Source organism: Chloroflexia bacterium SDU3-3, from assembly GCA_009268125.1.
In the GTDB taxonomy this organism is placed as follows: domain Bacteria; phylum Chloroflexota; class Chloroflexia; order Chloroflexales; family Roseiflexaceae; genus SDU3-3.
In genome coordinates, this window is the sequence record WBOU01000047.1 from 1 (window position 1) to 1,234 (window position 1,234).

Here is a 1,234-nt window from a genome sequence, read left to right on the forward strand (position 1 = left end):
TTGACTACCGTACAGAAACTATGTGCGGGTTTCGAGGCTGAAAAAGGTACGCGCCCGATCTGGTAAGATTCTTGCGGGAACCGTCTGCCAACGCCCCGAAAGGATCACCCCATGACGGACACGTACCGTCGCTATCGTGCCATAGCCCGCAGTTTTTTGCAACTGTTTCCGCAGACCCATGGTCACCAGCGGCGACATCTGGCGACGCTGTGCCTCTTTATCAGCGGGGTGGTGGGTGCGCAGCACTGCCAGTTGCCCAAGGTGGTGGAGCACACGCCGGGCGGGCGGGCGCAGGATGAAAGCGTGGTGATGCGGTTGCGGCGCTTTCTAGCGCATGAGCGCACCACCTATGAGCAGTGGATGTTGCCCGTGGCGCAGGCCGTGCTCGCCATGCTCGCCCGCCAGCCGCTCGTGTTTGTGATTGATGGCTCGACCGTGGCGCGCGGGTGCATGGGATTGATGGTCAGTGTGCTGTATCGCCGTCGTGCCCTCCCGATTATCTGGTTGGTGATCAAGGCCAACAAAGGGCATATGGCCGAAGATCTGCACTGCGCCCTGCTGCAACGGCTCCTGCCGCTGGTGCCGCCGGGGGCCGATGTGACGATCGTTGGCGATGGCGAGTTTGATGGGACCACGTGGCAGCAGACGCTCCAAGATGCGCAGTGGCGCTACGTGTGTCGTACCGCCAGCACGATTGTGGTGCATGCCCATGGCGCGACCTTCCCGATCCATGCCATGGGCGTTACGCCAGGCCAGGTGCTCGCCATCACCGATGCGGCCATGACGACCGCCGCCTTTGGTCCCGTTTCGGTCTTGGCGGTGTGGGAGCTGGGCTACGCCAAGCCGATCTATCTCGTCACCAATCATGCCGATCTTGATCGGGCTATGGCAATTTATCGTCGTCGTGCGCAGATCGAGACCTTCTTTTCCGACCAGAAGAGTCGGGGCTTTCGCATCGACCGCTCGCATCTGAGCCATCCCCAGCGTGTGGTGCGGCTGCTGCTCGTCACCGCGCTGGCCTATCTGTGGGTGATCTATCTTGGCATCATCGCCCGCCGGAATTGGCCATCCCATCGCTGTATTCGTGCGGATCGCTGCGACCTCAGCCTGTTCTCGTTGGGGCTTCGCTTCCTGGCCTCGTGCCTGCGTCATCGTCGTCCGCTGCCCCATCGCCTGCCAAAAACACTCGTTCGCGCCCATCAGAAGCCGATCACATGTTCTGTACGGTAGTCAA

The 1,234-nt window shown here is 61.4% G+C and carries 1 protein-coding gene; it reads left to right on the forward strand.

The features are described from left to right. Positions 1–111 precede the first annotated feature (111 nt). Complete coding sequence (locus F8S13_27590) at positions 112–1,230, forward strand: IS4 family transposase (GenBank protein KAB8139562.1); 1,119 nt, start codon at positions 112–114, stop codon at positions 1,228–1,230. Positions 1,231–1,234 lie beyond the last annotated feature (4 nt).